This is a genomic window from Gloeobacter kilaueensis JS1, assembly GCF_000484535.1.
Taxonomy (GTDB): Bacteria; Cyanobacteriota; Cyanobacteriia; order Gloeobacterales; family Gloeobacteraceae; genus Gloeobacter; species Gloeobacter kilaueensis.
In genome coordinates this window covers 523,941-547,400 of record NC_022600.1, presented here as the reverse complement: position 1 = coordinate 547,400, position 23,460 = coordinate 523,941, and the positions used below count along the sequence as shown (strand labels likewise).

General features: G+C 61.8%; 24 protein-coding genes and 1 tRNA gene. 13 read left to right on the top strand and 12 right to left on the bottom strand.

All coding sequences use genetic code 11. The features are described 5' to 3' along the window. Nucleotides 1-35 precede the first annotated feature (35 nt). Nucleotides 36-965, top strand: a complete 930-nt coding sequence (locus GKIL_RS02430; protein WP_023171781.1) for an RluA family pseudouridine synthase — start codon at nucleotides 36-38, stop codon at nucleotides 963-965. A 9-nt stretch (nucleotides 966-974) separates the two neighbouring features. Here GKIL_RS02430 and GKIL_RS02425 read toward each other — a convergent pair whose 3' ends face one another. The 5 genes from GKIL_RS02425 to rpiB all read right to left on the bottom strand — a co-directional run bounded on the left by GKIL_RS02425 (nucleotide 975) and on the right by rpiB (nucleotide 5,523). Further along, the gene (locus GKIL_RS02425; protein ID WP_023171780.1) at nucleotides 975-1,301 is read right to left on the bottom strand and encodes a hypothetical protein; all 327 of its coding nucleotides are present in this window, start codon (nucleotides 1,299-1,301) and stop codon (nucleotides 975-977) included. A gap of 146 nt (nucleotides 1,302-1,447) precedes the next feature. Then, on the bottom strand, nucleotides 1,448-3,448 hold the full coding sequence (locus GKIL_RS22165) for a S53 family peptidase (protein ID WP_023171779.1): 2,001 nt from the start codon (nucleotides 3,446-3,448) through the stop codon (nucleotides 1,448-1,450). Nucleotides 3,449-4,106: 658 nt separating this feature from the next. Further along, a tRNA-Arg gene (locus GKIL_RS02415) sits at nucleotides 4,107-4,180 on the bottom strand. A 73-nt stretch (nucleotides 4,181-4,253) separates the two neighbouring features. After that, entirely contained in the window at nucleotides 4,254-5,018 is a 765-nt protein-coding gene (locus GKIL_RS02410; RefSeq protein ID WP_144080454.1) for an alpha/beta fold hydrolase, read from the bottom strand. Nucleotides 5,019-5,058: 40 nt separating this feature from the next. Continuing rightward, complete coding sequence (rpiB, locus tag GKIL_RS02405) at nucleotides 5,059-5,523, bottom strand: ribose 5-phosphate isomerase B (RefSeq protein WP_041243667.1); 465 nt, start codon at nucleotides 5,521-5,523, stop codon at nucleotides 5,059-5,061. 101 nt (nucleotides 5,524-5,624) lie between these two features. Here rpiB and GKIL_RS02400 point away from each other — a divergent pair, with 101 nt between their 5' ends. Further along, on the top strand, nucleotides 5,625-6,581 hold the full coding sequence (locus tag GKIL_RS02400; protein WP_051382620.1) for an alpha/beta hydrolase family protein: 957 nt from the start codon (nucleotides 5,625-5,627) through the stop codon (nucleotides 6,579-6,581). A 4-nt stretch (nucleotides 6,582-6,585) separates the two neighbouring features. On the opposite strand, the gene GKIL_RS22160 is transcribed toward GKIL_RS02400, so the two are convergent. From GKIL_RS22160 to GKIL_RS02380, 4 genes are all read right to left on the bottom strand, one after another. Beyond that, entirely contained in the window at nucleotides 6,586-9,174 is a 2,589-nt protein-coding gene (locus GKIL_RS22160) for an HlyD family secretion protein (RefSeq protein ID WP_023171775.1), read from the bottom strand. A gap of 5 nt (nucleotides 9,175-9,179) precedes the next feature. Then, complete coding sequence (locus tag GKIL_RS02390) at nucleotides 9,180-10,007, bottom strand: sulfatase-like hydrolase/transferase (RefSeq protein ID WP_023171774.1); 828 nt, start codon at nucleotides 10,005-10,007, stop codon at nucleotides 9,180-9,182. 53 nt (nucleotides 10,008-10,060) lie between these two features. Next, nucleotides 10,061-11,056, bottom strand: coding sequence for a tetratricopeptide repeat protein (locus GKIL_RS02385; protein WP_023171773.1), 996 nt, complete (start codon nucleotides 11,054-11,056; stop codon nucleotides 10,061-10,063). Between the two features lie 124 nt (nucleotides 11,057-11,180). Continuing rightward, on the bottom strand, nucleotides 11,181-12,089 hold the full coding sequence (locus GKIL_RS02380) for a sulfotransferase family protein (RefSeq protein ID WP_023171772.1): 909 nt from the start codon (nucleotides 12,087-12,089) through the stop codon (nucleotides 11,181-11,183). A gap of 69 nt (nucleotides 12,090-12,158) precedes the next feature. On the opposite strand from GKIL_RS02380, the gene GKIL_RS02375 reads away from it, so the two are divergent. Genes GKIL_RS02375 through GKIL_RS02345 form a run of 7 tightly spaced genes read left to right on the top strand, consistent with a single transcriptional unit; the run spans nucleotide 12,159 to nucleotide 18,964 of the window. After that, nucleotides 12,159-12,530 carry a hypothetical protein gene (locus tag GKIL_RS02375; RefSeq protein WP_023171771.1) on the top strand — a complete coding sequence of 124 codons (372 nt, stop codon included), beginning with the start codon at nucleotides 12,159-12,161 and terminating at the stop codon, nucleotides 12,528-12,530. A 28-nt stretch (nucleotides 12,531-12,558) separates the two neighbouring features. Continuing rightward, nucleotides 12,559-13,521, top strand: coding sequence for a sulfotransferase family protein (locus GKIL_RS02370; RefSeq protein ID WP_023171769.1), 963 nt, complete (start codon nucleotides 12,559-12,561; stop codon nucleotides 13,519-13,521). 4 nt (nucleotides 13,522-13,525) lie between these two features. Continuing rightward, the gene (locus GKIL_RS02365) at nucleotides 13,526-14,875 is read left to right on the top strand and encodes a hypothetical protein (RefSeq protein WP_023171768.1); all 1,350 of its coding nucleotides are present in this window, start codon (nucleotides 13,526-13,528) and stop codon (nucleotides 14,873-14,875) included. A gap of 46 nt (nucleotides 14,876-14,921) precedes the next feature. After that, nucleotides 14,922-15,818: a TauD/TfdA family dioxygenase gene (locus GKIL_RS02360; RefSeq protein ID WP_023171767.1), complete on the top strand. Its 897-nt coding sequence runs from the start codon at nucleotides 14,922-14,924 to the stop codon at nucleotides 15,816-15,818. Between the two features lie 29 nt (nucleotides 15,819-15,847). Next, on the top strand, nucleotides 15,848-16,072 hold the full coding sequence (locus tag GKIL_RS25145; protein ID WP_023171766.1) for a hypothetical protein: 225 nt from the start codon (nucleotides 15,848-15,850) through the stop codon (nucleotides 16,070-16,072). An 11-nt stretch (nucleotides 16,073-16,083) separates the two neighbouring features. Beyond that, nucleotides 16,084-17,949, top strand: coding sequence for a M13 family metallopeptidase (locus tag GKIL_RS02350; RefSeq protein WP_041243666.1), 1,866 nt, complete (start codon nucleotides 16,084-16,086; stop codon nucleotides 17,947-17,949). Between the two features lie 31 nt (nucleotides 17,950-17,980). After that, on the top strand, nucleotides 17,981-18,964 hold the full coding sequence (locus GKIL_RS02345) for a zinc-dependent alcohol dehydrogenase family protein (protein ID WP_023171764.1): 984 nt from the start codon (nucleotides 17,981-17,983) through the stop codon (nucleotides 18,962-18,964). Between the two features lie 242 nt (nucleotides 18,965-19,206). Here GKIL_RS02345 and GKIL_RS02340 read toward each other — a convergent pair whose 3' ends face one another. Beyond that, a complete protein-coding gene (locus tag GKIL_RS02340) occupies nucleotides 19,207-20,082 on the bottom strand; it encodes an aminotransferase class IV (RefSeq protein WP_023171763.1) in 876 nt (291 codons plus the stop codon). A 101-nt stretch (nucleotides 20,083-20,183) separates the two neighbouring features. Between GKIL_RS02340 and GKIL_RS22155 the strand changes: the two genes are divergently transcribed. The 3 genes from GKIL_RS22155 (at nucleotide 20,184) to GKIL_RS02325 (ending at nucleotide 22,464) form a co-directional block, all read left to right on the top strand. Continuing rightward, on the top strand, nucleotides 20,184-21,521 hold the full coding sequence (locus GKIL_RS22155; RefSeq protein WP_023171762.1) for a hypothetical protein: 1,338 nt from the start codon (nucleotides 20,184-20,186) through the stop codon (nucleotides 21,519-21,521). A gap of 57 nt (nucleotides 21,522-21,578) precedes the next feature. After that, nucleotides 21,579-22,163 (top strand): CYTH domain-containing protein, encoded by a 585-nt coding sequence (locus tag GKIL_RS02330; protein WP_023171761.1) that lies wholly within the window; start codon nucleotides 21,579-21,581, stop codon nucleotides 22,161-22,163. A gap of 73 nt (nucleotides 22,164-22,236) precedes the next feature. After that, nucleotides 22,237-22,464, top strand: coding sequence for a Calvin cycle protein CP12 (locus GKIL_RS02325; RefSeq protein WP_023171760.1), 228 nt, complete (start codon nucleotides 22,237-22,239; stop codon nucleotides 22,462-22,464). Nucleotides 22,465-22,522: 58 nt separating this feature from the next. On the opposite strand, the gene GKIL_RS02320 is transcribed toward GKIL_RS02325, so the two are convergent. Together GKIL_RS02320 and GKIL_RS25780 are read right to left on the bottom strand one after the other, a co-directional pair. Further along, nucleotides 22,523-22,717 carry a hypothetical protein gene (locus tag GKIL_RS02320; RefSeq protein WP_023171759.1) on the bottom strand — a complete coding sequence of 65 codons (195 nt, stop codon included), beginning with the start codon at nucleotides 22,715-22,717 and terminating at the stop codon, nucleotides 22,523-22,525. A 6-nt stretch (nucleotides 22,718-22,723) separates the two neighbouring features. Then, entirely contained in the window at nucleotides 22,724-22,807 is an 84-nt protein-coding gene (locus GKIL_RS25780; RefSeq protein WP_023171758.1) for a cytochrome b6-f complex subunit PetN, read from the bottom strand. A 176-nt stretch (nucleotides 22,808-22,983) separates the two neighbouring features. On the opposite strand from GKIL_RS25780, the gene psaD reads away from it, so the two are divergent. Further along, nucleotides 22,984-23,418 carry a photosystem I reaction center subunit II gene (psaD, locus tag GKIL_RS02315; RefSeq protein ID WP_023171757.1) on the top strand — a complete coding sequence of 145 codons (435 nt, stop codon included), beginning with the start codon at nucleotides 22,984-22,986 and terminating at the stop codon, nucleotides 23,416-23,418. The last annotated feature ends 42 nt before the right edge of the window (nucleotides 23,419-23,460 follow it).

Genomic DNA, 23,460 nt, shown 5'->3' with positions numbered 1-23,460 from the left:
TTTAAGATCGAGTAGAACGATCGTGCGTTTAATCGGTGTCAGAAATTGCTTCGACGATCACCCTGGCGGTGCCGCCGGAGGCTGCCGGTGAGCGGCTCGACCGCTGGCTGGCGCTGCAGGTGACAGATCTCTCGCGGGGCCGCATTCAAGATCTGATCGACCGGGGACTGGTGCTGCGCAACGGCCTGCCCTGCCGGCCCCGCGATCCGGTACGAGCCGGGGACGCCCTTGAGCTTACGATCCCGGTTCCGGAGCCGTCCGGTATCGAGGCGCGGGCGATGGCCCTCGATGTGATCTACGAAGATGCCGAGTTACTTGTGATCGACAAGCCAAAGGGTCTGGTGGTCCACCCGGCTCCCGGCCACAGCGACGATACGCTGGTCAACGCCCTGCTTGCCCACTGCGAGAATCTTTCGGGCATCAACGGTACCCAGCGGCCCGGCATCGTCCACCGCCTCGACAAGGATACGACCGGCCTGCTGGTCGTCGCCAAGACCGACCGCGCCCACCAGAGCCTGCAGGCCCAGATCCAGGCTAAGACCGCCCGCCGCGACTATCTGGCAATCGTCGCTGGGGCACCGGCTCAAATCGAAGGCACGATCGACGCGCCGATCGGTCGCCACCCGGTCCACCGCCAGAAGATGGCCGTCCAACCGAAGGGCCGAGTAGCGATCACCCGCTGGCGGGTGGTCGAAAGGTTGGGAAATTTTAGTCTGGTCGAATTTGGCCTGGAGACGGGCCGCACCCACCAGATCCGGGTCCACTGCCTGCACAAGGGCTGGCCCATACTGGGCGATCCGCTCTACGGCTCCGCTAAAAGTCCAGTCAACCTCGAAGGTCAGGCACTGCACGCCTACCGCCTCGCCTTCGACCATCCCCTCAGCGGGGAGCGGCTCTGTTTTGAAGCGCCCCTGCCGGCTGAGATGACAAAGTTGCTCGAAGTCCTGCGCAGGCGCACCCACTGAGCGGTGGGTCTATTGCTCAAGATAAAAAGCTTCGGCAGGTTCGGCCTGCCAGGCGCGCTCCGCTAGCTGGCGCTGGGCCTCCAGGAGAGCGGCGGCGTCCTCGCGGGCCATCTCAGCGAGGGCCCCTTCGCTCTCGCGCAGGAAGTTCAACAGCTCCAGCGCTTCGGAGGCCGAAAGCTTGATCATCCGCTGCCAGTCGTACTCGTAGACGGTCAGACCCCGCCGGGCCGGGTCCACGTCCAGCCGGGTCGGCTCAAGACCGACGGCGATCTGGGGCGGCTTGTCATAGCCCGCGATATTGACAGTCCAGCGGCGGCGCGTCACTTCCGGTTCCATGCCAGTACCCCTTTTGCGAGTGCGAACGTGCGAACGTGTGCAAGTAAAAAGGACGGATCTTAAGATTAAACGCAGTCTGGACCGCTGCTGCAAAAAAAATGCCCCGCTCGAACCGAACGGGGCAGGCGGTTTATTGCGGTTCGCCGTTACTGGGTACTGAGAACAAAGTCATCGACGACGAAGGAAGTCTGCAGCGAGCTGTCCTCGGTGCCGACCAGATAGATCTGGACAGTCTGGCCCTTGTAGGCCGAGAGGCTGAAGCTCTTTTGCACGTAGCCGCCCTTGTTGAGGTTCGAGTAGGTGGCGAGGGTGGCGAGCACCGTCCCGGAGCTGTTGCGCACCTGCACCTTGAGGGTGTCGTAGGCGGTGGTGGTCGTCGTCTCGGCAGTCGAGATGTAGAGCCAGAAGCTCAAGCTGGCGGAGGTGACGTTAGAAGGGATCGCCACCTGCTGGTAGAGCGTATCGGTGTGGGTGGTGCCGTAGCCGTCCAGCCAGGCTTTCCAGGTGCCCGAGTGGGGCGGCGGGTTGGTGGAGCTGTCGATCACCCCGCTCGTGGTCACCCAGGGCGAGGGATTGCTCGAACCGTTCTCGAAGCCGGGGTTGCCCAGCAGGTTGCTGGAACCGCCGCCACCGCCACTGGAGCCGACCAGGGTGGTGTAGAGGTTACCGACGTTGGGCACACCGATGCCCGTCACCCGGTCGTAGCCCGTGGCGGCGCTGTAGCCGCCGTTGCTGCCCGAGGTGATGTCGCGGAAGTTGCTCGTGCCCAGAAGCGGATACAAAGTCGGGTTCAGTAGACCGAGGGTGCCTTTGCCGGCGGCGGCACGGCCCTGGTTAATCAGAGCCGTAAAACCGGCCCAGGTCGGGGCCGAGGCGCTGGTGCCGCCAATTTGCTGAACCTGGCCGTTGACGACGACATAAAAGCCGGTGTTCGGATCGGCGTTGAGGGCGACATCCGGCACCAGGCGGGTCGTGCCGGAGGGCACCCCCGAACCTACCTGCCAGCTCGGGCGGCTGAAGGAACTGTTGCCGCCGCCGCTGCCGGTCCAGCCGGTTTCGCTCGTCACGCTGCCGGAGGAGTTGAGGCTGAGCTTGGTGCCGCCCACGCCAGTAACGCTCGGGCTGCTGGCATAAAAGTCAACGCCGGAGCCGCTGCTGCAGCCCCCCTGCGAGCCGCTGTCGCCGCTGGAGACAAAGATGCTCACGCCCTTGGCGGCGATCGTCGAGAGGTAGTTGTTGTCGGTCGAGAGTTGTGAGCTGGAAAGATCCTTCTCGCAGGCTCCGAGGCTGATCGATAGCACGCTGATCGCTGTGCCGCCGTTCAGGTCGTTGATGATCCGCTGGAAAGCCTGATCGAGGTTAGAAAACGCGAGGCTCTGGCTTGCATAGATGCGGATTTTTGCTCCCGAGGCGATGCCGCTCGTCCACTGGGCATCGAGGCTCTCCTCGCCAGAAAGGGGCGGCAGGGTACCGCTCACCGCCTGGATCTTTTCGATGTTGCTCAGACTCTGGCCGACGCCGTTCGCCGACCAGAAACTGGTCAGATCGCTGTCGCTCGGGAAAGTGTCGATCAAGATCGCAATGCGCTGGCCGGAGCCGGTGGTGGTGACACCCGTCGCGTTGTAGGCTTTTTTGATGTCGCTCACCGAGTAGGGCGGCACGTAGGGCGAAGTTGGGCTCTGGGGCTGGAGGCCCGTGTTCAGGTAATGGGCCTTCTGATAGGGCTGCAGGCCGTTGATGCCCAGGACAAAGCGGGTCAGTTCAGGAGGCAACGAAGGGGCGTTGCGGGCGGCGATGTACGATTTGCCGTCTACTTTGACGTTGAGTAGCTCGACTCCGAGCACCTCCGCCACCTGGGCGACGCTGCCGCGCACCCGCAGGCTCAACCGGTTGGAGTAGGTGCGCTCGACCGCCAGACCATGATCGCGCAGCCAGTTCACCAGATAGCTGTAGTCCGATGCCAGCGGGAAGTGATCGCTCTCCAGCTCACGGTTGGCGAGCACTTCGCCCCGATCGATCCGGGAGCGCAGAGTGTCGTAATTGCGCATCTTGAGGGCGACATCGAACTCGATAAATGCAGCTGAATCGGCGGCATCGAGCACCTGGACGCGCTCCGAAAACGGTTTGACACTGCCGGAAAGAACCACGCGGTCCCCTACGGGCGCTGCCAGAGCAGCTGCACAAGAAAATACACCAGCCACAAGAGCGAGGCTGAGTGTCGAAGGCCAGATTTTCGACAACATGCTTTGCTTTTAACCTCTTGTTGAGGGCCGGGCAGAATGCCCAGATGAACCTACCACGCGCTGTTTCCCATTGGAAAGTCAACCCATTACAAAGTTTGACTAAGAGTGTTCTGTGCAACAAAATCGCAGCAATTTGTTACTTTAGCTACTTATTGATCAGAGGATTTCAGTGTTGTTGTCGCCAGGCTGGCAGAAATTTTCTGAAACAAAAATTTCTGAAACCTACATGGAGCAACGGTTGTAGATTCCAGGATTTGAGGATTTGCAGTTGAGCTACCAACTTCAAACAACTAGGAAAGACGGGAATCTACGCTGGTCGGTAAGCGCATCGAAAAATCGTCGCAGAAGCACTGAAACAGCGATCCGTCCGTCCAGTCCGCTCTCCAGCAGGAGGCAAGCAACGGCAACCATACGAGAACCGACAATAAAATACAAAATCAATATGCAAATGCTTAGTTAAGAAATGATAAAAAATTCAATTTGCATTCCTTGTTTCAAAAATTCAGTAGATTGCTCGTTGTGCCGACCAACAAAAAACCCGCCTGGGGGCGGGCTGATGAAGCGGGCACGGAGGGATTCGAACCCCCGTTAGTCCTGATCCGTAGTCAGGTGCCATATCCACTAGGCGACGTGCCCAGCCTGCCAATGATAGCACCGCTGCTTTAGGGGCTTCAAGCCGGCCACTGGAACGAACAACGACCAATCATGCTCACCCTCGTAGTCCTGCTGCCTCCAAGATCAGGTTAGCGATCGCTTGCGGCTGGGTAACGAGGGACAGATGACTGGAGTTGAGTTCGATGGTCTTCGCCTTCATCCGTTCGGCGAGAAAGCGCTCAAGCTCCGGCGCGGTGGTCCGGTCCTGCCTGGATACAGCGTACCAGCACGGCTTCGATCGCCAGGCGGCCACCGTCGTCTTGCCACTAAACAGCTCGTCGGAGATGCGTCCCTGAACTGCGTAAAGCACCTGCGCTCTCGCCGGATCGACGCCACCGGCAAAGTCACGAAGAAATGCCTCCTCGCTCAACTGGCCAAAGCCTCCCGAGTAGACGAGGCCAGCATTGGCGGGCGGAGTGGGGAAGCGTTTGGCCAGGGCTGCATAGTCTTCGTTGGCGTCCGGCGCACGGGCAGCAACGTAGACGAGGGCAGAAACTTTCGGGTCCATACCGGCCTCAGAGATGACGGTTCCTCCCCAGGAATGAGCCGCAAGAACGGTTGGACCGTCCTGCAGGGCGAGTACGCGCCGTGTCGCTGCGACATCGTCAGCCAGCGAGGTCAGCGGATTTTGGACCGATGCGACTTTCAGCCCTTCGCGCTGCAGAAGGCCGATAACGTCCGCCCAGCTGGAGCCGTCCGCGTAGGCACCGTGCACCAGCACAACGTTGCGGGCGCGAGGAACGGAGCCTGCTTCGGCGGTCGTGCGGGTGAGAGCTGCACCGCTGGCACTTAACCCTGCTAAGACAGTCCGGCGACGCATCGTCATTGCACAGCCTCCTGCTCTTTCAAGCGGAATCGCTTCAACTGGGGACCGGTTGGCGGGTCTGGACTGTCTCGAAGCTCTGGATCTGATCGAGGCGGCGCTGGTGGCGTTCGCCCTCGAACTCGGTAGTGAGCCAGGTGGCGAGCACATCCTTGGCGACTTCGGGGCCGAGCACCCGCCCGCCCATGGCAAGCACGTTGGCGTCGTTGTGCTCGCGGCTCATCTTGGCTGTGTAGTGGTCGTGGGCAAGGGCGGCCCGGATACCGGCAAATTTGTTGGCGGCGATCGAGATGCCGATGCCGGTGCCGCAGAGGAGAATGCCACGGTTGGCCTCCCCGGATTGAATTTTTTGGGCGACGGTCCTTGCTACCTGGGGATAGTCGCAGCGCTCGCCGTTGAAGGTACCGACGTCTTCAAAGCTGTAGTCGTGGGCGCTGAGCCACTGCTTGAGTTCTTCTTTGAGTTCGTAAGCGCCGTGGTCGCTGCCAATCACCAGTTTCATCGCCGTTACCTCCCAGACTGCCATCTCCCGTATCATACCGGCTGGCTCCATTGCTTTAAGCTGGGAGATCGCAAAGCTCTCAAGATCGAGCGGACATGCAAATGAGCGAAGTGGGTGTGATCGAGGCGTTGGAACTGGTCGATGGGAAGCGCAGTCGGGAGGTGCCCGTCAAGATCTTTTATCCATCGCCGGAGGGCGTCTTTCCGGTGGTGCTTTTTTCCCACGGTTCCGGCGGATCAAAAGATTCCTACGATTACCTGGGCCGCTACCTGGCCGCCCACGGCTACGTGAGCGTCCATCCGACCCACTACGGCAGCGATACGTCCGTATACCGCACCGGGGGCTTGAGGGGCGTCATCGAGACCAACGACGATCCGGTGCAGTGGCTCAACCGGGTCGAGGATATGCGCTTTTTGCTGGACGAATTGGGATCGCTCAACCGGCAGGTGGAGGAACTCGTTGGTAAGCTCGACACCGGCTGCATCGGTATCGGTGGCCATTCTTTTGGGGCATTTACGGCGACGATGCTCGCAGGGGCGCTGGTGGACCTGCCCGGTGCGCCGGCCTCCAGTTTTCGAGACGAACGCGCCCAGGCGTTTGTGACCATCTCCCCCCAGGGCTCCGGCCTCAATGGCTTGAGGCCCAATTCCTGGCGGGCAATGACAAAGCCGGTGCTCACGATTACCGGCAGCGAGGACCGGGGCCGGGGCGGCCAACCCCCCGAGTGGCGCATGGAGCCTTTCTACAACATGCCGCCGGGGGACAAGTACCTGATCGTGATCGAGGGAGCGCCCCACTTTGGTTTCTCGGGCCAGGCTCCCGGCGAAGGGGAGGCGAGCGGCGTGCGCGCCCGGCTCGGAGGGCTGATGCGCGCCGGGGCGGCCCGGCGGGGAGCCCGTCCGGCGATTGCTCCCGAGCAGATCCACGCCTACACGGCGACGGCGACCCTCGCTTTCTGGGACGCCTATCTTAAAGCGAACCGCCCGGCCCAGGAGTACCTGCGTTCCGGACGGCTCGAAGCTGAAAGTGTGGGGCAGGCGACGATCGCTGTGCGCTAGAGCGCTACGGCAACCAGCTCCACAGCTCGATCTTGAAGAAGCGCACCACCGGGTGGGTAAACGCCTGGATCACCGTCTCGGTGTTGCCGGTGATCTTGGCGTAGCCGGTCATGCCCGATTTCATCAGACCTTTGGCGTTGGGCACCTCGACATTTACGTTGACGTAGCGGGCGGTGCTCGTCACATCGGCGTTCGGGTCCGCGCCGTAGCTGACCCGGCCCGATTTGTTCGGATCGTCGAGGGCCGTGGCGACCGGCTCGATCGACGTGACTTTGCCTTTGAACGATTCGTTGGGGTAGGCCCAGAGCTTGACCTCGACCTCGTTGCCGACTTTGAAGCCCCCCTCGCCCACCTGGTACTCGGGCATCTGGAGGGTGCCGACGATCTTGCGCGCACTCTCGGCCACCGCCAGTACATCCCCCTGCTTGAGGCGGCTGCCGACTTTGAAGTCGAGGTTGGGGGTGACCAGATAGCCGTCGAAGGGCATCTTGATCGTCGTGTAGGCGAACTGCTGCTTCCAGTAGGTCAGCTCCTGCTCCAGCCGCCTCAGATCGGCGGCGTCTTGATCGACCTGTTTGCGGGCCGCCTCGATCTCCTGGGGGTAGGGACCGGCCTTGACCTGGCGGAGGTTGGCCTCGGCGCGGCTGACGGACTGCTGGGCGCTCGCCACCGCCTGCTGGGACTTGAGCACCTGGATGCGGGCAGTCTCCGCCTGCTTTTTGGCGTTGTCGTAGGTCTCGAAGGCGGCAGCGCCATCTTGATAGAGGGCGAGCTGGCGGCTGGCGTTGCGGTCTTCAAAGGCCGCCTGGCTCTGGTCGGTCTGCAGTTGGGCCTGGGCAACGGTCAGGTCTTTTTTGGCGACCTCGACCTGCTGGAGGGCGACCTGGACATCTTCTGGCCTGGGCGTGTGCAGGAGCTTTTCCAGTTCCTGCTGGTCCTTGGCCAGGGCCGCCTGCTGCATACTCACCTGCTGGAGGGTGGTCTTGACTTTGTTGTCGGTGTCGGAGGAGTGCAGCACCGCGAGCGGCGTCCCGGCTTTGATGTAGGCCGGATCGCCCCCTTTGAAGTAGATCTTTTCGAGGGTGCCCTCGACTTCGGGAGTGATCTTCTCCTGGCGCGGGGGCAACAGCTGAATCGCCCCGCCGTAGTGATAGGTGTAAGGCAGCAGAAGGACGATTATAAACAGGACCAGCAGAGCCCAGGGCAGGATCTTGCGCACTGTTACCCAGGGATCGGCGGGGGGAGCCGGGCGCTGGAGGGCCGTGCTCGCACCGGTGTACTGGAGATTGCCCTCGCCACTGGTAGGCGCAATGGCACCGGGGCTATCGTTGCCCAGGTTCGAGGACGTGTTCTGACTGTTCGTTCGATCGCGCACGACAAACCACCAACGTAAAGCGAGAGGAAAAGGCAGGCAAAACAATAGTACTCCCAGGCCCTGGCCCAAAAGCCCTGGGATCAGTTCCATCAACGACTCGGCGCTGTGGAGCGTAATAAAGATAAACAGGGCGGACCACGAGATGCCGATGGCAATTGCCGCCACCAGCAGCCTGATCCGCTCGCCAAGGGCGATCGTGCTGGGCAGACCCTGGAAGCGGATCATCCGCTCGATAATCTGCAGGTTGCGCTTGTAGAGGTTGGGCGGCCAGCGAAAGTAGTTGACCACCCAGCCGTAGGCGTCCCCCGGCAAAAGCGGGTTGATATCGATGACGATGTCGATAAAGGCCAAAAAGCTCCACGACACCGCCCAGGCCGCCAGACTGTTGCCGCCGCCGCGATTGAGAAACCACAAGAAAATGCCCAGGCAAAAGATTACAGCCCGCAGCAACAGCGGCGTCGCAAACGTCCACATCTGCTCTTCGCGGCTCAAGTAGCGAAAGATCGGGTCCTTGGCGACGTTAAAGCGCGGAAAGAAGCCAAACACCAGCTGCAGACCAAACTTGCGCATCGGCACGCCGTAGTGGGCGACGACGATCGCCATCGAGGTCTTGGCCAAAAAGTTGACCGCGAGCATGTTGACGAAGTGGCGGACAAAACCACCCACCGGCGAGACGTAGTTGTTGAAATCGCGAAAGAAGACCGTCTGGTTGTTGAGCAGCGTCAGCACCGCGAGGGGCAGCGCCGGGATGAGCAAAAGCGAGATGAACTTGAAGATCAGATGAAAGGGCGAGAGCCCCTGGGCGACCACGGTGAATACCGGGGCCATCCAGGGGAAGTACCACTTGTAAGCCTTTTTGGTCTGCTCGGAGCCGTCGGCGTCTTTGAAGGCGATGGACGAGTCGCTTTTGGGTCTGGCAGCGACGGCGACGCCGCCGCTGCCGCAGGTTTCGAGCAGACCGTAGGTGGCGATCTGGTGAGAAAACGGCTCGAAGTCGGCCTCGCTGATGGTGAGACCAAAGCGCGACTCAAAATCGGAGAGGATCTGGCGGGGGGTGCGCTTGCCGTCCATCAGCCGGCAGAGATAATATTCCTCTTCGCCAAACTCGTAAGTTTCGCCCGTGCGCGGATCTTTGACCAGATAACACATCTGGCCGTCTTTAAGAGTCTGGTCGATGACCAGATCCCGCCTGAAGCAGTTCTGGGTGGGCTCGTACATCGCTTTTAACCTGGACGCAGACCTTCGAGGAAGGGCACCTCGAAGCACTTGGGATGCATCACCGGGCCGTGGCCAAAGTAGCCCTCCTCACCGAACAACTCGCCGTGGTCGGCGGTGACGATAAAGTAGGTGTTTTCGGGACACTTTTGGTAGAGCTGGCCGAGCAATTCGTCGATATATTCGACGCAGTGGATCTGCTGCTTGTGGAGCCGCTGCATCTCCCCTTCGTCGAAGAACTTGCTCGCCACCGCCCCCTGGCCGCTTTTGAGCATCGCGTCCATCTCTTTGAAGACGCCGTGGACCCCGGAGACTCTGGGCATGTCTTCGCCGTTGAGCATGTAGGGATAGTGGGTCTCGCCCAGATTAAAAAAGTAAAAGCGCGGTTCGTCCTCTTCAAATTCGACCTCCGCCACCATCGACTTGAAGTCGTTGTGGTTGGGCATCAGCTTGTAGTCGTCGAAGTAGCGGTTCATGCTCGTCGTCTGGTTGAGCACCGGCATCGAGACGCGGGCGATCGTCTCGTAGCCCAGATCCTGCAGCACCTTGGGTAGCGACAGGTACGGCACGAAAGTCTTAAAAGACAGATCCGCGACGTCGAGCCTGTCGATCCAGCGGGCAAAGTCCTGCTTGTAGACTTCGGAGGCGAAGACGTTTTTGGGACTGGTATGGGGCACCATGCCCATCAACATCGTGTAGTGCGAGGGCGAGGTCCACGAGGCGTAGCTGTAGCGCTGCTCGGCCTGGCCGAGGCGGTCCATGTTGGGGGTGGTCGCTGCCTGGTAGCTGTCGAAGCGGCAGCTATCCATGACGATCTGGACAAGGTGATTGGGCATGTGTCTGTCCGGTCTGGCCGGTTGTAGTGGTGGAGTGGGCAGGAGAAAAACAACTAGTTTCGGGTCTTGCGCGCCTTGAGGAGCGACTCACCCACCATCGCCCGGTAGGTGGTGGCCAGCTCCTCCCAACTGGTGGAGCCCGCTTCGACCAGACTCTCCATCTCGATGTCGTCGCCCTTGTCGTCTTCGGCGGCGAGCAGGCTGGCGGTGCGATATTCTTCGGCGGCCTCGCGCACGAGATTTTGCTTGCTGTAGAGATCGCCCCAGAGCTTGTGCTTTTGGGGCAGGATCTTTTTGGCGGAGGGCAGGCTACGGAGGAGGTCGGCGGCGGGGGCGAGTCTGTCGGTCTCGATATAAAGCTCGGCAAGGGAGAGTAAAATCGCCGGAGCGGGCTTATCGCCCTTGATCTCGAGGGCCCGGTTCAAGATCTGCTCGGCGGCCTCGTAGTTTTTTTTGTCGAGGTAGATGCTGGCAAGGGTCGCGTGGGCGATGAAACTTTCGGGGCGAATCTTTATCAAGTCTTCAAGCGCTGTGATCGCATCGGCGGTGCGCCCCTGCTTGCGGCAGGCCCGCGCGATCAGGATGTAAGGAAGCTCTGTCTGGGGAGAAAAGCGCAGGGCCCGATAAAAGTACTGAATTGCATCGTCGAATCTTTCCTGGCCGAACATCGCAAGTCCGAGGCTGATATAAACCTTGGGCTGCTTGGGATCGAGTTTGACCGCATTTTCAAAGGCGGCCATCGCCTGCTTGAAGTCTTTTTTGCGCAGGTAGGCCATGCCGACGCCGAGGCAGGCACTCACCGAAAGAGGGTCGATGGTGAGCGCCTTGTGGCAGGCAGCCAGCGCTTCGTCGTAGCGCCGACACTTGAGATGAATACTGCCTAAAAGCGACAGCGCCTGGGCCGAATTGGGCTCAGCCTGCAGGACGGCGTTCGTCTCGCGCAGAGCTTCGTCGAAACGCTTTTCTTTTAAGAATGCAGCCGCCAGCTTCAGCCGATCGCGCAGTCCAGTCTTAGTGACTTTATTAACCTTGGGAGTAAAACTAGCCATTCAGTTACTTAGTAAGGCTCTTACGCGACTGCGATAGTATCAGCTTTGCAACCGCCTGTCAACCGGATTGTGTGTACTATATGACAGAAAAGCACAGTCTGTGGGCACACCCTGACAATCAGGATTAGTTGTAGCCCAATTCACGAGCGAGGGTCAGAACCTCGGGCAAAAATTCCTGGCCGTCGTCGCGCCAGGAAAGGGGGCCGCTCAGGGAGGGCAGCGGCAATGGCCGGCTCACGAAGGCCGGATGGCGCAAAAAGTAGGGGTCGTGGCCCAGCTGGCAGCTGTAGGGGCCAAAGCCCGCGTAGGACGATCGCTCCGGGTGCAATAGGGCCGCTGCGAGCGCTTCGTTCCATTCCAGCCCCAACCAGCGGCAGATCGCCTCAAGGTGGGTGCCCGGTTCAGAGACGATCGCCTCCCACTGCACGGTGTACTTTTGCCAGGGGGCCAGTTGGCCAAAAAAGCGGCGGATGTTGGCGTTGTAGCGGTACCAGGCGTACTGCGGGTCAACGAGCACATCTTCTTTGGTGCGAAATTCGAGCGAGCCGTCCTGGATGGCGAGCGCCCCCTCGCCGATACCGATCACCGCCTCGCCCTGGGAGCGGGGATGGCGGACCAGGTGCAAAAAATGGGCCTCCGGAAAAGCGGCATAGAGCCGTTCGAGCCGTTCGCGGCCCGCACAGTAGGTCGTGCTCGGATCGACGAGGCGCAGGGGGGCGACGCGCCGGCACAGCTGGCGGTAGACGCTGGCACTGTCGGCATAAAAGCGGTTGGAGATCCAGCGGCGGGCCATCGCGACGGCGTTGATCGTCTGTTCGCCGCTGTAGAGTTGGGCGACCGCCCGCAAGAGCCCGTGGACCTGAAACTGGCGCGGCCCCTGCAGGAGCAAGTTGAGTTGTTCGACCGTATCGAGCATCAGCAGGTTGATCTGGGGCAGGCCGTAGGTCTCGGGGTGCTGGCCGAGCATCGCTGAGAGTTGAGAACTGCCGCTGCAGTTGGCAGAAAGGATGAAGATCGGCTGGGCAAATGACATCTTTGCAGTAACTGTAGAATATCGGATGGGTTTTCTCGGGTCCGGATAGACGGACCGCCAGGTACGACCATGCCAGACTCCAGTATCGACGCCCAAAAGCGGCAGGCCATCTTACAGAAGATACGCGATCGGCGCGATCAGGGGCAGCTGGCCGAGCCGCTCAGGCCCGCCCCCGTGCTGCCTTCGGTCCGCCAGCAGGAGGTGGCACCGATGCCGCCGACGCCCCAAAACAGTCTGCCCCTCGATTTTCTCAAGCGGATGCAGGACTGGTTTAAGGCTCCAGATTTTTCGATGGACTGCTCGGATCGCGAGGAGCTTGAGGAGTACCGGCGGCAACTGCAGCAGCAGTACAAGACCCTGGTCGCCCTCGTTCAGATGACCGCCGACGAGTTTGCCCGCGTCGAGCAGCGGCTGGGCGAACTGAACGGAGTGATAAAATAACGACGCTTACTTCCCTGCTGAAATACCCGTGTCAAACTATGCGCCCCTGATCATCCTGACGCCGCCCCGGTCCTTCTCCTCGGTGGTCGGGACGTTGCTCGGACGGCATCCGGACCTGTACGGCTTTCCGGAGCTGAACTTGTTTAAGACCGACACCCTCGAAGATCTCAACGTCGCCCGCATCCAGCGGCGCTGGCCGACGGCGATGGACGGCCTTGCCCGCTCCCTCGCCCAGATTCACGAAGGGGTACAGACAGAATTGAGCGTCCACCGCGCCCGCCTCTGGATCAACGAACACATGCACATGAGCTGCGAGCAGGTCTTTAACTATCTGCTCGACAACGTATCGCCCCAGATCGGCGTAGACAAATCGCCCACGACGATTCTCAAAATCGAGAATATGGAGCGGGCCTTTCAGATGTTTCCGAGGGCGCGCTTTTTGCACCTGACCCGCCATCCGGTGGGCACCGCCAAGTCGATTCAAGAATTTATCGCCGTCATCTTTCAGACCCGCGAGCAGGTGGGCGAGATGCAGGCCAAAGTCGGCTGGCGCATCGACCCGGCCTTTATCGACGACGAAGAAGATCCAGAACCCAAAAAGCGGGTCAAGATCAGTCCCCTCAAGCTCTGGTTCACCGCCCATCAAAAGATCAATGCTTTTATGGAGCGGCTGCCTCTGGGGCAGGGGATGCGCATCCGGGGCGAAGATTTGCTTTCGGACCTCGATATTTATTTGCCGCAGATCGCCGAGTGGCTGGGCATCCGCACCGACGAAGAGGCGATCGAGCAGATGAAGACGCCCGAAAAATCGCCCTACGCCCGGATGGGACCGCTCAACGCTCCCTTCGGCAACGATCCCAAGTTTCTTTCCAATCCAAAGTTGCGCAACAGCAAAGTACCCATTCCGCCTCTCAAGGGCACCTACGAGTGGGCGGTGGACGCGGAGACGGCCCAGGGCATCCAGGAGATGGCCCAGCAGATGGGGTACTGAGGCTGTGATCTACTCTGCGCAGACCAGCAGCCACACCGGCACCCGCAGCGGCAACAATCCTTACTTTTTGGGCCGCATCGTGCAAGAAGATCTCGCCGACCTCCAGCAGGTGGTCGGTGCCCTCGCCTTTTACCAGGGGACGCTCTACTTTGCGGGCATCTACATCGACCGCGACATTCAAGATTTTCGGCGGATCGTCCGCTTCGAGGCGGCGACGGGCGAATGGCGCACCGTCCACGCTTCGATCGCGATCAACACGACGATCAATCCGAGTGCGCGCAAGCGCCCAAAGGACATGCTCGACATCTTCTTTCCCGACAGCGTCGCCGAGGAGCAGTCCAAGGACAAGCTGAGCGACGCGCTCGGGGTGAGTCTGGCGAGCGAACAGGCGATCTGGTCTGGCCGCAGCGTCTTCTGCTCGCTCCTGGCGCTCCCCGGCGGTCTTCTGCTGGCAAGCCTCTCCTCGCCCTTTGGCGGCACCGTGCTCACCAGCGAAAACGGCGGCACCTGGCAGACCCACTTCGAGGGCAACCCGGCGGTCGGTGCCTTTACTTTTCATCAGATCTTGCCGTTCGCCGAAAGCTGGCTGGCGCTCTCGACCGGGCTCGGCAAAGATCCGCCGCCGCTCTTAAAAGCGCCTTCGCCCACCGCCGCTCATTGGGAAGCGCTGCGTCTACCCAATTTCAAAGACCAGGGCAACATCCTCGCAAGCCAGGCTGCTTCCTTCGAGCAGGGGCTCTACCTCGGCACCCGCAACCTCGATCGCGGCTTTCAACTTTTGCGGCTGGGCACCCCCGACGGCCAGGACTGCCGGGCGGTGCTCACAAGCGGTGCCTATATCTTTACTGAAAATCAGCAGGTGGCAGCCCTGGCGGAGTTGAATGGCTGCCTCTACGTCGTCGCGGGCAGCGCCGATCCAGCCTTGCGCAGCCACCAGGTGCTCGCCCCCGAGATCTTCCGGATCTACCCGGATCAAAGCTGGGATCTGCTCGTCGGCAAACCGCGCTTTTCGCCCACCGGCCTGAAGGTGCCCCTCGCTGCCCTGGGCCGGGGCTTCGACGCGCCCACCGCTGTGCTGCAGTGCTTTTTGCTGCACCGGGGACAGCTGGTGGCCGGGCTGCAGATCAAAGATACCTTCGTCCTCTTTGCCACGGGCGACGGCGAGGAGTGGACCCGCCTGCCTCTAGACCAGTGGGGCATCCAGCCTGCGGGCGAACTGGTATCGGCCCTCTCGACGCCGGAGGGGCTGGTACTGGTCTTCAACCCCCAGGGCCAGCTGTCGTCGGATTCAGCTTCCGATGCACCGGCCCCGCCGGTCGCCCTCGAAGTCTGGCTGGTGCCCGGCCCATCTTGAAGATCCGCCCGTTTATCGAGTTCAAAAGCTGTGTAGGCATAACGACATGACAACCCAGACTCCCACAGACACGTTCGGTACGACCCTCCAGGGGACCGCTGCTGCCAGCCCCCTCGACCTCGACCGCGATACGGTGATCGACGCTTTTCGCCGGACCGGCTACGTCTACATCACCGGCTTTGCGCCTGACACCGAGGCTTTTTTAGCGTTCACCGCCCGCTACTGCACCGACTTTCGCGCCTACGTCGGCGGTGCCTACAGCCGCGAGTCCATTGGCGGCAACAAGACCTTGATGTCGGTGACCGGGGGCAAGTTGCGCTTTGCCGTTCCGTTGCACGGCGAAATGTACTATCTAAAAGAGCACCCGAGCGTCCTCTGGTTCTACTGCGCCACCCCGGCGCTCAAAGACGGCGAGACGACGGTCGCCGACGGCGTGCGCTTCTGGCGCGAACTGAGTTCCGCTTCGCGGCAACTTTTTAGCGAGCAGCGCATCAAGTACATTCGCACCTATCCCGACGGCACCTGGCAGGGCATCTACCAGAGCGACGACCTCGAAGAGGTGGCCAGGGTCTGTGCTGCAAACCAGATGACCTTCAAAGTCGGGACCGAGCGCCAGGTGATCACCGAGTACGTCACCTCCGCCGTCGTCAAGACACCCTATGGCGAGCACGACGCCTTTATCAACAACATCCTGCCGGTGGTGGGCCAGGAGCGGGCGGGCTCGAAGGCGAGCCTGGTGCGCCTGGAGGACGATTCGCCGATCCCCGACGCGGTGCTCGCCGACCTGGTCGCCGTTGCGGGCCGAATCACGATCGATGTGCCCTGGAAGAGCGGCGACATCGCGATGATCAACAACACCCGTGCCATGCATGGCCGCCGCAGTTTTGCCGACGACCAGCGCGACATCTACGTCCGGCTCGGAGACGCAGCCTTTGCGTTGTAGACTCACAGGCCAGGGGGTAGCCTTGGAGGATGAGGTACCTGCCCCAGAAGGCGCTGCCCGTTCATCCCTGCCCGGTCTGCACCCAGCCGACGCGGGGATTCTGGCCGGTCTTCACCGCTAAGGGCCAGCTTGTCCGCGAAGGTTGCCGCCTGTGCTTCGCCGCCCAGTACCGCAAGGACGATCCGATCGAGGCCGCCAATTTTTTGGCCCAGGTCGAAGAATTTTATCTGCGCACCAACCCAACCGATCCTTGAGGGGGGGCGGGTTGCCTGTCGTTCTTGCTGTTGCGCTTCTGGCTGCAGCGCCAGTAGCTGCAGTTCCCCGCAAGCTCAGGCAGGCAGTGGGTGACTGCGCCCCCTGCCGCGACTTCGATCGCTTTGTCAACCGCCAGTGGCGGCAGACCCACCCGATTCCCGCCGGTTATGAGAGCTGGGATCGCTTCGATGAGCTGGACAGGCAGAACGAACAGCGCCTGCGGCAGTTGCTGCAAGGGGCGGCGGCCCACCGGGGACAGCCCGGCAGCAACCGCCAGAAGCTGGGGGATTATTACGCCAGTTGTCTCGCTACCCAGCAGATCGAAGCCGCCGGCCTGACGCCGATTGTTCCTGAACTGGCCCGCATCGCCGCCATTCACACCCGCGCCGAGTTGCAGGAGGTGATCACCCGCCTGCACAGCTACGGCATCGACGTGCTTTTTAGTCTGACGGCGGACGACGAGCAGAGTACGGGAGCAGTGGGGGCGCTCCTCGCTCCGGCAAACGTGATCCTGGACGATCCCACCACCGATCGGCGGCGCATTCTGGCGGGCTACGCCTCAGAACTTTTGAGGCTGGCCGGCGCGCCGGCGGCTACTGCCGCCGCCGATGCCAGGACAGTGCTGGCGATCGAAGCGCAGCTGGCGGGTGTTTCCGGTGGCCGGGCGCGGCAGATGACCCCGGCACAACTGACAAGATCCGCTCCCCGCTTCGACTGGCGACGGTACTTCCAGGTGCGGGGGCTCGGGAGGCTGGCGGCCTTTCGGGTGGAGCAGCCCGCCCTGCTCCCTGCGATCGATCGATTGCTTAAGACCGTGCCTGTGGAGCGCTGGAGAGTCTATTTGCGCTGGCGGCTGCTCGACGCGCTGGCGCTGTATCTTGGATCGCGCTTTCGCAGTGCAGGCGAGCGCTTCAGCGACGAATTCGAGCAACGGACAGCTCCCCAACCGCGCCAGCAGCGCTGCATAGATGAGATCGATGCCTACCTGGGTGACGCGCTGGGAGAAGCGTTTGTGGACGCCTACTTCGACAGGCGCGCCCTGGCCCAGATTAAGACCATCGCCGCCAATCTCAAGGCAGCGACGGACGAGGCGATTGCCCGCCAGTCCTGGCTTTCAAAAACGACGCGGCAACGCGCCCACGACCGGCTGGTAAGCCTCCAAATCCAGGTGGGCAGGCCGGATCGCTGGCGGGACTACTCAAGCTTGATCATCGATCGCCGCGATTACAGCCTGAACGTCCTGCGCGCCTGGCAACTGGTTACCCAGAGCGGCCTGGAGCGCATCGGCAGGCTGCCCGACCGCAACGAGTGGGATCTGAGCCTGGCGGAGGTCAACAGCTCCTACGATCCGATCACCAACACGATTGCCCTACCGGCTGGCCTCCTGCAGCCGCCCATCTTCGATCCGCTGGCGGACGCGGCCACCAACTACGGTGCCCTCGGGAGCATCATCGGCCACGAAATCACCCACGCCGTCAGCCCCCTCGATCAGCTCGACAATCCCTACGAGCACTGGTGGCCCGCCGCCGATGGGCAGCGCTTTACCCGGCGCGCCCATTGCCTCAGGCAGCAACTCACCGCCGCCGGTGTAGATGGCAGGCGGGCTCTGGCAGAAACCGTCGCCGACTTCGAGGGGATGCGGATGGCCCATGCCGCCCTGCAGCGCACCGGCAACCGGCAGGAGCAGCGCTTTTATGTGAGCTACGCCCGCCTCTGGGCTGCCAGCGAACCGCCTGGATCGAGCACGAGCTACGCCCCGGCGCGGTGGCGGGTGAATCTGCCCCTGGCAAATTTTCCCGGCTTTGCCCGGACTTTTCGCTGCCGGGAGGGTGCCGCGATGGCCCGCCCTCCGGCGCAGCGCTGCTGGATCTGGTAAGAAGAAAGGACAACCGGAGGGGAGAAACGCGATGCGGGCGATGGTACTGGTCAGGCCGGGTCAACCCCTGCAGGAGCAGGATCTGCCCGTTCCGATTCCCGCAAGCGATGAGGTGCGCATCCGCGTTCATGCCTGTGGCGTCTGCCGCACCGACCTGCACATCGTAGAAGGCGAGCTGAACGATCCCAGGTTGCCCCTCATTCCCGGCCACCAGATCGTGGGCACCGTCGAGGCGCTCGGCGCAAAAGTTACGCGCTTTAAGCCCGGCGATCGGGTCGGGGTGCCCTGGCTGGGCTGGACCGACGGCAGTTGCCGCTACTGCCGGAGTGGGCGCGAAAACCTCTGCGACAACGCCCGCTTCACCGGCTATCAGATCGACGGCGGCTACGCCGAGTACACCGTCGCCCACCAGGATTATGTCTGCCCGTTGCCGGAGGGCTACCCCGACCTGCAGGTGGCTCCGCTTTTATGTGCGGGGCTCATCGGCTACCGCTCGCTCAAGATGACCGGCGAAGCCGAAACGATCGGCTTCTACGGCTTTGGTTCTTCGGCCCACATCCAGATCCAGGTAGCGAGCTACCAGGGCCGCCGGGTCTACGCCTTTACCCGACCGGGAGATGCAGCGGGCCAGGCGTTCGCCCGCAGCCTCGGGGCCGTCTGGGCAGGTGGCTCCGACCAGCTGCCGCCCGAAAAACTTGACGCTGCAATTATCTTTGCGCCGGTGGGAGCGCTGGTACCCCAGGCGCTGCAGGCTCTGGCCCGAGGCGGAGCGGTCATCTGCGCGGGCATCCACATGAGCGATATACCGGGCTTTCCCTACGCCTGGCTGTGGGAGGAGCGGACGCTGCGCTCGGTCGCCAACCTGACCCGGCAGGACGCGACAGAATTTCTCGCCCTCGCTCCCCAGATACCGGTGCGCTCCGAAGTCACCGAATTTGCACTCTCCCAGACCAACGAAGCTCTGGAGGCGGTGCGCAGGGGCCGAATCAAAGGTTCTGCCGTGGTCTTGATCTAGAAACTGTTCGTGGATGGGGAGATTCTGCACCTGTTATTCTCTTTACCTGAAATCCAATGAAGGCCCAAAAGTGGTCCTCCTGGTGGTTCGCTGCGATCTGCTACGGCGAGGCTGAGGGACTGGCTGGTAGTTTGGGTGCCATCCTGATGCTACCGGGACATTTTTCAAAATGTTCGACAAGGATACAGTTTTGCAAACGCTCTTCTGGAGCGGATTGCAGCGATTTTTTGACTTTTTGTTTTTCAGATGGATACGGCTTCCACGCCCACCGAGGCGCGCAGCTTGTCAAGTAGACCCTGCCAGAGCCGCCGGGTGAGCGCTCCGGGGCAGGCGGGCAGTAGATAGTCGTCGAAGCGGCGCACCGGGGCAATCAGCCGCACCGACGAACTCAAGAACGCTTCGTCCGCTGTATAGAGATCTTCGCGGTGCAGGGTCGTCTCGGTGTGGGGCAGTTGCCACTGCGAGAGCAACTCCAGCAAAAAGTGGCGGGTGATGCCGTGCAGGATGCCCGCACCGGTAGCAGGGGTGAGCACGACACCTTCGCGCACCAGCCAGAGGTTGCTGGTGGTCGCCTCGGTCAGTTCGCCCCGGCGGTTAAGGAGCACCGCGTCGTCGGCCCCCAGTTGGCGCGCTTCGATGAGGGCAAGGATGTTGTTGAGGTAGTTGCCGGTCTTGGCCGCAGGGGAGAGCGCCTCGGCGTCGTTGCGCAGGCGGGGCACCACTACCAGTTGTACGCCCCGCTCGTCGAGGACGGGCTCAGCGGCAATCGCCCGGACGACGATCACCAGCGCGGGCGCAATCTCCGGGCCGGGCAGGAGGCTGATCTCTTCTTCTGCGCCCCGGCTCACGACGATCCGAATATAGGACTCGGCATTGTCGGCAGCCTCCAGGGTGCGCTCGACCTGCGCTTCGATCTGCGCGTCGCTCCAGGGCACATCCAGGTAGAGATAGCGCGCCGAGGCCCGCAGCCGCTCCAGGTGTTCTCCTAGAGCAACCGGGCGGCCAGCGAGGGTGCGGGTCACCTCGTAGACGCCATCGCCGTACAAAAAGCTGCGATCGAGCACCGAAACGCTCGCCTCCGGTGCAATCGTGCCGTTGTAGTTGACCAGCAGACCCATGAGCGTGCCCTTAGAACTTCTTTACAAGTGTGCCGCATACTCGCATCCATTTCAGCCTATTAGCTGACACAGGCAACCACACCCCCTTTGAGGATTCTTTCATGGCAGCGAATGACCGGAACCGCGCAGATTTTAATTTTCGAGAAGCCGCCTCTACCCGCACCGAGGGCCGCAGCAATTTTGGCGGCATCGAGGCCGAGGGCGAGGCGAGAGCCGGGGCAGCCGTCTATGGCCAGGGCAGCGCCGAAGCCGAGGGCAGCTTCACAGGTGATAGCGGCGAATTTGCCGCCCATACCGGAGTAGCTGCCGGAGCTTCCGCCTACGCCGAAGCCGAGGGCAGTCTTGCCTACGGCGATGCGAGCCTCGCCGGGCAGGCGAGCGCCCAGGCGGCCATCTCCGCCGAAGCGGAGGCCGGTGCCCAGGGCGGATTTTCTTCCAGCGGCATCTACGGCGAAGCGGAGGCGAGTGCTTCCGCCGAGGCGAGCGCTTCGGCCAGCGCCGACGGTACGCTGTCCTTCGGTGGCACCGAGATCGCAAGCGGCCACGCTGAGGGCGAAGCCGAAGCGGGAGCCAGCGCCCAGGCCGGTGCCGGTTTTGCCCTCGACGGCGAGAATGCTTATTTTTCTGCCGACGCGGGAGCGATGGCCGGGGCAAGTGCCGGTTTCGATGCGGGCTTCGATGTCGGGGGCGTTACGGGCGACTACGGCGCTTCGGTGATCGCCGGAGTCGGAGCGCAGATCGGCTTCGATGCGGGTTATGAAGACGGCAACCTGCAGCTGGGCGGCGATCTGGGTCTGGCCCTCGGCCTCGGTGCGGACCTCAACTTTGATCTGAGTGTTCCGGCTCCCGACTTCGTGGGCGATGCCGTCGCCGGTATCGGCTCCGGCGTGGGCGACGCGATCGGCGGCGTCAGTGACGGCGTGGGCGATCTGATCGATGGATTTGGCGATGCCGGATCGGATCTGGCCGACGGCGACATCGGCGGTGCGGCCTGGGATGTGGCGAGTGGTGCCGGTAGTGCGGCCTGGGATGTGGCGAGCGGCGCGGGTGAAGCGGCCTGGGATGTAGCGGACGGCCTGGGCAACGCCGCCTGGGACACTGTGGGAGACGTGGGCGATGTCTTCTCCGATGGCCTGGGAGAAGCGACGGACTTTCTCTCCGACGGCCTTGGGGAGGCGACGGACTTTTTCTCCGACGGGCTGGGTGACGCTTTTTCAGGAGCCGAAGATATTTTCTCCGGCATCGGCGGCGGTTTTGGCGATGTGTTCTCAGGTGTCGGCGACTTTACCGACGACATTGGCGGTGCGGTCGGCGATGTGGCCGACGATGTAGGTGACGCTGTCGGGGATGTAGCCGACGACGTGGGCGACGCGGTAAGCGATGTGGGCGATGCAGTCGGGGATGTGGCCGACGACATCGGCGATTTCTTTGGCTTCTAACCCAGGTGAGGTCAGGCTCGCGGGCCATACTGGTACTCGTGAGCCTGACACACCGGCATGTTTGAAATCGAAAAGAAATATCGGCTTCCTCCCGAACAGCGGCCCCTGCTGGAAAAGCGCCTCGTCGAGCGTTACGGAGCCGCCCGGCGGTTGCGCGAGGAGGACGTCCACGGCTTTACCAGCGCCCAGAAGCACTACCTGCGCCTGCGCACCAGCGGCGAGAGCACAAAGCTCATCGCCAAAGGCCCGACCCAATTGAGCAGCGACGGCATCCGGATTCGCCCAGAGTACGAGGTGCCCATCGAGGGGGCGGCCTTCGAGGCGGCCCGTCACCTCGTCGAACTGCTCACCATCGAGCCGCTCCCAGCGATGCGCCGGACGCGCTCGGTCTGGAAAATTGCCGAGCAGGCCGAAATCGTCATCGATGACCTCGACGCCCTGCCGGATCAACCGTTCGTCGAACTGGAAGTGCTCGGAACCGATCGTGAATCGGCCCAGGCCACTATCCGCAGCTTCGAGGGAGAACTTGGCCTCGATCCGGCCTGGCAGGAAGTGAAAAGCTACGCCCAGATTCTCGTGGACATCCCTTCTCCGTCCCAGGAAGTAGCCGCAAACCCTCAAGAAAATGTTATGAATGACTGAGTGAGCCGGCCCCTCAGTCATACTGAGAGGCGCACAGGGCTAGCAAGCTGTCCTGATTCATGAAGGCGAAACCATGACGACTGATTATGACAAGCTGATCGAACAAGAAAAAGCCGAGGCCAAGCAGATCTGCTCGATCAACGGCGATGGTTCTCCCCAGTGCGCAGCTGCCTGGGACGCTGTTGAAGAAGTGCAGGCCGCTGCCTCCCACGTCCAGAGCAAAGAGAAAAAGCCTAATTCTCTGCAGAGCTACTGCGCCGACAATCCGGATGCGATCGAGTGCCGGATCTACGAAGACTAAGTATTGTCCTCCAGTACTATCTACAAAAAAGCAGGCTACTTGCCTGCTTTTTTGTTGTTCAGCGCCCGCCCCTTGTCTTGCCTTTTGGCTTATTCTTGCCCTGGCGGCGAGCCGGTGGCGGCGGGGGGGCCACCGACTTGTTTGCCTTTCGCCGTCTGCGGTCTCGAAACTCTATCCAGCTTAGATAGACGACACCACCGGTGATTGCCAGCAGCAGCCCAAATAAAACGACGATGAGAGCCTGCTCGATCATCGCTTCTTAAAAACCGTTGCGCCCCCAGACCACCAGAGCGATCGAGACGACGAAGAAAGTCAGCAGCGAAACCCAACCGATTGTGGCCATCGAAGCAATACAGAACGTTACAGATTTATCATGCCATAGTTACAAACCAAGGGACCGACCGCCCATCTCCCGACATATTTCTTTACTCCCGCCGGGGGGCAAAAGGCTGCAAAGCCCTTGCCAGCGCGATCTGGCCGCGCCTATGATGAACCCCATACAGGAGGAGAAACCAGGCTATGGCGGACGTCAGGGAGTTGCCTTTCGGTGGTAGCACGCCCCTTTTCGGTGGCAGCACCGGAGGGTTGCTCCGCAGCGCACAGACCGAAGAAAAGTATTTAATCGTCTGGAACAGCAAAGAGGAGCAGGTCTTCGAGATGCCCACCGGCGGTGCGGCGACGATGGTGGCGGGTACAAACGTCCTCTACCTCGCCCGCAAGGAGCAGTGCCACGCCCTGCACCGGCAGCTGGTCGCCAACTTCAAGATCCGCGACTCCAAGATCTACCGCGTCTTTCCGGACGGCGAGCAGGTGCTGATTTTTCCGATGGACGGTGTCGCCTCCGAAAAATCCAACCCTGGCCGCGAACCGGTGGGTTACGTGCCGCGCAAGATCGGCGACAACCCCAACCCGGTCGATGTCAAGTTCACCGGCAAGGGCACCTACGACGTTTAAAAATACTCGCAGCAAAGCCGGGGGCGCAGCGAACGCTGCGCC